This window comes from Streptomyces sp. NPDC060198 (genome assembly GCF_042728415.1).
Taxonomy (GTDB): Bacteria; Actinomycetota; Actinomycetes; order Streptomycetales; family Streptomycetaceae; genus Streptomyces.
Genome location: NZ_JBHWZJ010000417.1, coordinates 1 through 5678, shown reverse-complemented (window position 1 = coordinate 5678; position 5678 = coordinate 1). Strand labels below are relative to the sequence as shown.

The window sequence follows — 5678 nt, the reverse complement described above, 5'->3', positions numbered from 1 at the left end:
GTGCGGGGCCCCGGCCTCGGTTCGGCGAGCCCTGCCGTCAGCTCTTCGAGCAGCTCGGCAGCGCGGCGGTGTCCCCGGTGCGGATCTTGTCCAGGGACTTCTTGGCGTCGTCGATCGTCTTGACCCGGACCAGGGTGAGACCGGACGGGATGTCGGCCGCGGCGGCGGCGCAGTTCTCGTCGGGGGTGAGGAAGTACCGCGCCCCCGCGTTCCGCGCGCCGACCAGCTTCATGTTGATGCCGCCGATCGGACCGACCGTGCCGTCGTCGTCGATGGTGCCCGTGCCCGCGACGAACTTCCCGCCGGTCAGCTGACCTGGCGTGAGCTTGTCGACGATGCCGAGCGAGAACATCAGCCCGGCGCTCGGGCCGCCGACGTCGGCGAGATTGATGTCGATCTCGAACGGGAAGGTGTGGTCGGTTCCCGCCTGGATGCCGACGATCGCCCGGTGGTCGTCGTCCGCCTCGCGGGTGGTGAGGGTGACGTCCTGGGTGCCCTCGGGCTCCTTCCCGGCCTTCTCGGCGGCGGCGGCCCGCTCGGCCGGGACGACCGTGAAGGTCACGTCCTCGCCGGCGTCGCGCTTGCTCACCAGCTCGGCGACGTCCGCCGGGTTCTTCACCGCGGTACCGTCCACGGACTTGATCACGTCGCCCGCGTGGAGCTTGCCCTCGGCCGCTCCGCCCTTCACGACGGTCGACACGACGACGCGCGAGGTCACCGGGATGTCCAGCTCCTTCAGGGCGGCGACCTTGGCGCTCTCCTGGGACTGGCTGAACTCCTCGGCGTTCTCCTGCGTGGACTGCTCCTCGGTCTTCCCGTCCGGGTAGAGGGTGTCGTGCGGCACGATCACGCTGTCGTGGGCCAGCCAGCCGTACACGGCCTCGACCAGGTTCATGTTGTAGTCCGCACCGGTGACGCGGACCGTCGTCATGTTGAGGTGCCCCGACGTCGGGTAGGTCTTGCGACCGGAGATCTGCAGTACCGGATCGCCGTCCGCGTCGCCCAGCGTGTTGAAGGTCGGCCCCGGGGACATCTCCGCGTACGGGACGGGAAGCACCACGCCCACACAGATGAGCGCGATGAAGATGAGAATCGAGGCGAGCATCGTCGCGGTGCGGCGTGGCATGGAACGACAGTACGGTAAGCACCTGTCAGTGCACCGCCGGGGCCGGTCCGTACGAGGCCGGCGAGGGCGGGCCGGCAAATCGGAGGCTCACGGTCCGCTCGTGGCGCCAGAAGCGCGGGAGGTGCGCGGACGGAGCGGGGGCGTCGCGGGGCGACGCCCGGTGGGCGGTCGCGGACGGCTGACGCGGTCCTCGCGGTCACCGTCGTTCGTCAGACGGCGTCGGAACCGGAGTGCGATCTCTCCATCGCTTCCCGGAACCGGGCATACCCGGCGAGTTCGGTGACATCGCCGGTCGTGCGGTTACGTGCGGCCCAGCCTCCCCATATCGCCGCGCCGAGAGCGGCGAAAAGCGGAATCAAGAGCCATGCGAGTGCGGCCACTACGACCTCCCTACCCCATGAGCGACCGCGACTGGCGGTCTGCGTATTGAACCAACGGCAGGACCCACGCTGCTGGCAGGGGGGCGGTTACGCAAATCGGGCCTGATCCGTGCTCGTACGGTTTGCGGCAGGGAAACCCCGGTCGGGAGGTCTCCGGGTCGTCCGGGCCGGTCAGCAGGCGCCGACCCATTCCTCGGTGCCGTCCAGGAAGCGCTGGTGCTTCCAGATCGGCACCTCGTGCTTGAGGTCGTCGATCAGCTTCCGGCAGGCCTCGAACGCCTCTGCCCGGTGCGGGCAGGCCACGGCCACCACTACCGCCAGATCGCCCACGTCGAGTTCACCCACTCGATGGACGGCGGCCAGCGCGCGGACCGGGTAGTCGGCGACGACCTTCTCCGCGACCCTGCGCAGCTCGTCCTCGGCGGAGGGATGGCAGGAGTAGCCGAGCCCCCCGACGTCCTGGCCCCCGTCGTGGTTGCGCACCGTGCCGACGAAGAGCGCGATCCCTCCGGCCGCGTCGTCGCCCACCGCCCGGAAGACCTCGTCGAGGGAGAGCGGGGTCTCGCGGATCGCGAGGAGCCGGAGGGGGTCGGCCGCGGCCCGCTCGCCGGGGTGGTCGCCACGGTGGTCGTGAAGGGATGCCATGGGGCCATGGTGCCGCACGACGCGGGCGCGACGGAAACAGGTGTCCGCGCCGCCGAGAAGCGGGCAGGGCCCCGAGCGGCACGGGGGCGCGGGCGGCGGGGGCTCGTGGGCGGGTACGCGGGTCGCCGGGAGTCAGATCCGGCGGCGGGCCTTGCGGGCGCGGCGGACCAGGGCGGCCGTGCCGAGCAGCGCGACCGTCGCCCCGGCGGCGCCCGCGGCGGTGGCGTCCTTGCGGCCGAGCCGGCGGCCGGCCAGCGTGTGGCGGCCCTCCACCTCTTCGAGGAGTGCGGCCAGCACCTCCTCGTTGGTCCAGCGGGGCCGCCAGCCGGCGTCGTGCAGCCGGCCCACGCTGACCACCCAGGGGTGCATCGTGTAGGCGAGGTCGCCGGCCGGGGAGGGGGTCAGCCCGATCCGGTGCAGCCGGGCGGCGGCGCCCAGCGCGACCGCGGAGGGCAGCTCCATGCGGCGTACCCCACTGAGCTCCTCGACCTGTTCCTGCTCCAGCCACCCGTCGCAGCCGACGGCGAACTCCCCGTCGATCCGTTCCAGCGCCGCGTACTCCAGGGCGCTGACCAGGTCCTCCACGTGACAGAACTGCCAGGTGGGCCGCGATCCGGCGACCACCAGCAGCCGGGGGGACTCGAAGTAGCGGGTGAGCGCGGTGTCGGTGCCGCCGACCAGGACGGCCGGGCGGACGACGGTGACGTTCAGGCCGGGGTGGGCGCGCGGGGCGCGGCGGCCGAGGCGTTCGATCTCCAGCAGGTCGCCGACGCCGGTGGCCTCCGCGGTGGCCCGCAGTTCCGCGTCCTCGGAGAGGGGGATGTCGTTGTCCGGCAGGGCGCCGTAGACCATCGCGGAGGTGCAGAGCACCACCCGGTGGACGCCCACGGCCGCGGCGGCGGTCAGCACGGTCTGGGTGCCGCGCACGTTGTACGCGGTACGGGCCGCCGCGTCGGTCTCCAGATCCAGGTCGACGGCGAGGTGGACCACGACGTCCGCTCCCCGCAGTTTCTCGGCGATGGCGGGATCCCGCACGTCCAGGACGTGCCAGGTCACCCCGGGTACGTCCGCGCGCCGCTCGTCGATCGCGACGACCCGCCCGATCTCGTCCGACGCGGCGAGGTGCGCGGTCAGCAGCGCCCCCACTCCGGTCGCCGCGCCGGTGACCGCGACGACGGGGCCCCGCTTCCCGGAAATGTTTTTCGCGGGCTTCTTCTCGGTCATGGGGTCGTTCAGGTTTCGCGCTCCGCGAACCTGAGGATCTGGGGAACTCACCAGGCGTCTCCAGCGGTTGTCTTCAGTACGTACCCGAGTCGAGGCGTGCGTACCTGGTGGCGTCCATCCTGCCGCAGCCCGAGTCCCGGCGGAGCACTGAGCCCCTGAGCCGGAGCGGGTGTCTACGCTGGATGGTGACAAGCCGGGCATCGCCGCCGGTTCCAGCCGGCGGCCCTACGAGCCGAGGAAACCCGTGAGTGACACCCCATTCGGATTCGGCCTTCCGCCGGAGGAGCCGGAGAACGGCGACGGCAAGAAGAAGGACCCCATCGAAGGTGGGCAGGGTCAGGGCGGACCGGCGAACCCGTTCGGCTTCGGTCCCGGTGCCGCCGGAGACAACCCGTTCGCGGCCATGTTCGGTTCGATGAACCCGAACGACCTGGGCGCCGCCTTCCAGCAGCTCGGCCAGATGCTGAGCTACGAGGGCGGTCCGGTGAACTGGGACATGGCCAAGCAGATCGCCCGCCAGACGGTCTCGCAGGGCACCCAGGACGGCAGCAAGGACGCGAGCGTCGGACCCGCCGAGCGCGCGGCCGTCGACGAGGCCCTGCGGCTCGCCGACCACTGGCTGGACGGCGTGACCTCACTGCCCTCCGGCGCGGTCACCACCGTGGCATGGAGCCGTGCGGAGTGGGTCGAGGCGTCCCTCCCCGCGTGGCAGCAGCTGGTGGACCCGGTGGCCGAGCGTGTCGGCATGGCCATGGGCGACGTGCTGCCCGAGGAGATGCAGGCGATGGCCGGCCCGCTGATCGGCATGATGCGGTCGATGGGCGGCGCCATGTTCGGCCAGCAGATCGGGCAGGCCGTGGGCGTCCTCGCGGGCGAGGTCGTCGGTTCCACGGACATCGGGCTGCCGCTCGGTCCGGCGGGCAAGGCCGCGCTGCTCCCGCTGAACGTCGAGCGTCTCGGCAAGGACCTGAGCGTCCCGCTGGAGGAGGTGCGGCTCTACCTCGCCCTGCGGGAGGCGGCCCACCAGCGTCTCTTCGCGCACGTCCCGTGGCTGCGCTCGCACCTGTACGGCGCTGTCGAGTCCTACGCGCGCGGCATCAAGGTCGACACCTCCAAGCTGGAGGACGTCGTCGGGCAGTTCGACCCCTCGGAGCCCCAGCAGCTTCAGGACGCGCTTCAGCAGGGCATGTTCCAGCCGGAGGACACCCCGGAGCAGAAGGCCTCGCTGGCTCGGCTGGAGACGGCACTCGCGCTGGTCGAGGGCTGGGTGGACGCGGTGGTCCACGAGGCGGCGAAGCCCCGTCTGGGCTCGGCGGACGCGCTGCGCGAGACGATGCGCCGGCGCCGTGCCTCCGGCGGTCCCGCCGAGCAGACCTTCGCCACCCTCATCGGGCTGAAGCTGCGCCCGCGCCGGCTGCGGGACGCCTCACGCCTGTGGGCCTCGCTCACGGACGCCCGGGGCATGGAAGGCCGTGACGGCCTCTGGGAGCACCCCGACATGCTGCCGACCGCCCAGGACCTGGACGATCCTGACGGTTTCGTCCACCACGAGCAGCTGGACTTCTCCGAGCTCGACAAGATGCTCGGCGAGGCCGCGAGCGGCGGTGCCCTGTCCAAGGACTCGGCGCCCGAGGACACCACGCCGAAGGACGCGGCGGCCGGGCGCGAGGACGGGACCGACGGCGCAGCCGACGGCCGGGACGACTCCGACCCGAAGGGCGACACGGACCGGTGAGCCTGCACCACGACGCCGCCCTCGTGCTCAAGACGTACGAGGGGGGCGGTGACGCCGCCCAGGCGGAGCTCCGCCAGACGTACCTGGACCATCTGGACACTCATCCGGACGGGATGTGGAAGGCCTGCGGGGCGGGGCATCTGACCGCCAGCGCGCTGGTGCTGGACCCGGCAGCGGGCAGGGTGCTGCTGACCCTGCACAGGAAGCTCGGCATGTGGCTCCAGATGGGCGGCCACTGCGAGCCGGGGGACGCCACGCTCGCGGACGCCGCGCTGCGGGAGGCCACCGAGGAGTCCGGCATCGACGGCTTGGTGCTGCTCGCCGGCGGCCCGGTGCGTCTGGACCGGCATCCGATCCCGGCTCCCTGCAACTGGCACCTCGACGTGCAGTACGCCGCGCTGGCCCCCGCCGGTGCCACGCAGCGGATCAGCGAGGAGTCGCTGGATCTGCGCTGGTACGCCTACGACGAGGTGGCCGGGGTCGCGGACGCCTCGGTGGTACGGCTGATGGAAGCCGCTCGCGCGGCGCTCTGACCCGCCCGTACGCCACAGGGGCGGCCCCTCCGTCG

6 protein-coding genes are annotated in these 5678 nt (G+C 72.1%); 2 read left to right on the top strand and 4 right to left on the bottom strand.

What is annotated here, in order from left to right; translation table 11 throughout:
* Positions 1 to 37 precede the first annotated feature (37 nt).
* From ACFWEP_RS30670 to ACFWEP_RS30655, 4 genes are all read right to left on the bottom strand, one after another.
* Complete coding sequence (locus ACFWEP_RS30670; protein WP_387374962.1) at positions 38 to 1126, bottom strand: PDZ domain-containing protein; 1089 nt, start codon at positions 1124 to 1126, stop codon at positions 38 to 40.
* Positions 1127 to 1335: 209 nt separating this feature from the next.
* Complete coding sequence (locus tag ACFWEP_RS30665; protein ID WP_266708887.1) at positions 1336 to 1506, bottom strand: hypothetical protein; 171 nt, start codon at positions 1504 to 1506, stop codon at positions 1336 to 1338.
* A 171-nt stretch (positions 1507 to 1677) separates the two neighbouring features.
* Positions 1678 to 2151 (bottom strand): molybdenum cofactor biosynthesis protein MoaE, encoded by a 474-nt coding sequence (locus ACFWEP_RS30660; protein ID WP_387374960.1) that lies wholly within the window; start codon positions 2149 to 2151, stop codon positions 1678 to 1680.
* 132 nt (positions 2152 to 2283) lie between these two features.
* Positions 2284 to 3426, bottom strand: coding sequence for an SDR family oxidoreductase (locus ACFWEP_RS30655; protein ID WP_387374958.1), 1143 nt, complete (start codon positions 3424 to 3426; stop codon positions 2284 to 2286).
* A 193-nt stretch (positions 3427 to 3619) separates the two neighbouring features.
* Between ACFWEP_RS30655 and ACFWEP_RS30650 the strand changes: the two genes are divergently transcribed.
* Positions 3620 to 5110, top strand: a complete 1491-nt coding sequence (locus ACFWEP_RS30650; RefSeq protein WP_387374956.1) for a zinc-dependent metalloprotease — start codon at positions 3620 to 3622, stop codon at positions 5108 to 5110.
* Positions 5107 to 5643 carry an NUDIX hydrolase gene (locus ACFWEP_RS30645; protein ID WP_387374954.1) on the top strand — a complete coding sequence of 179 codons (537 nt, stop codon included), beginning with the start codon at positions 5107 to 5109 and terminating at the stop codon, positions 5641 to 5643. The genes ACFWEP_RS30650 and ACFWEP_RS30645 overlap by 4 nt, the downstream gene beginning before the upstream one ends.
* Positions 5644 to 5678: the final 35 nt, after the last annotated feature.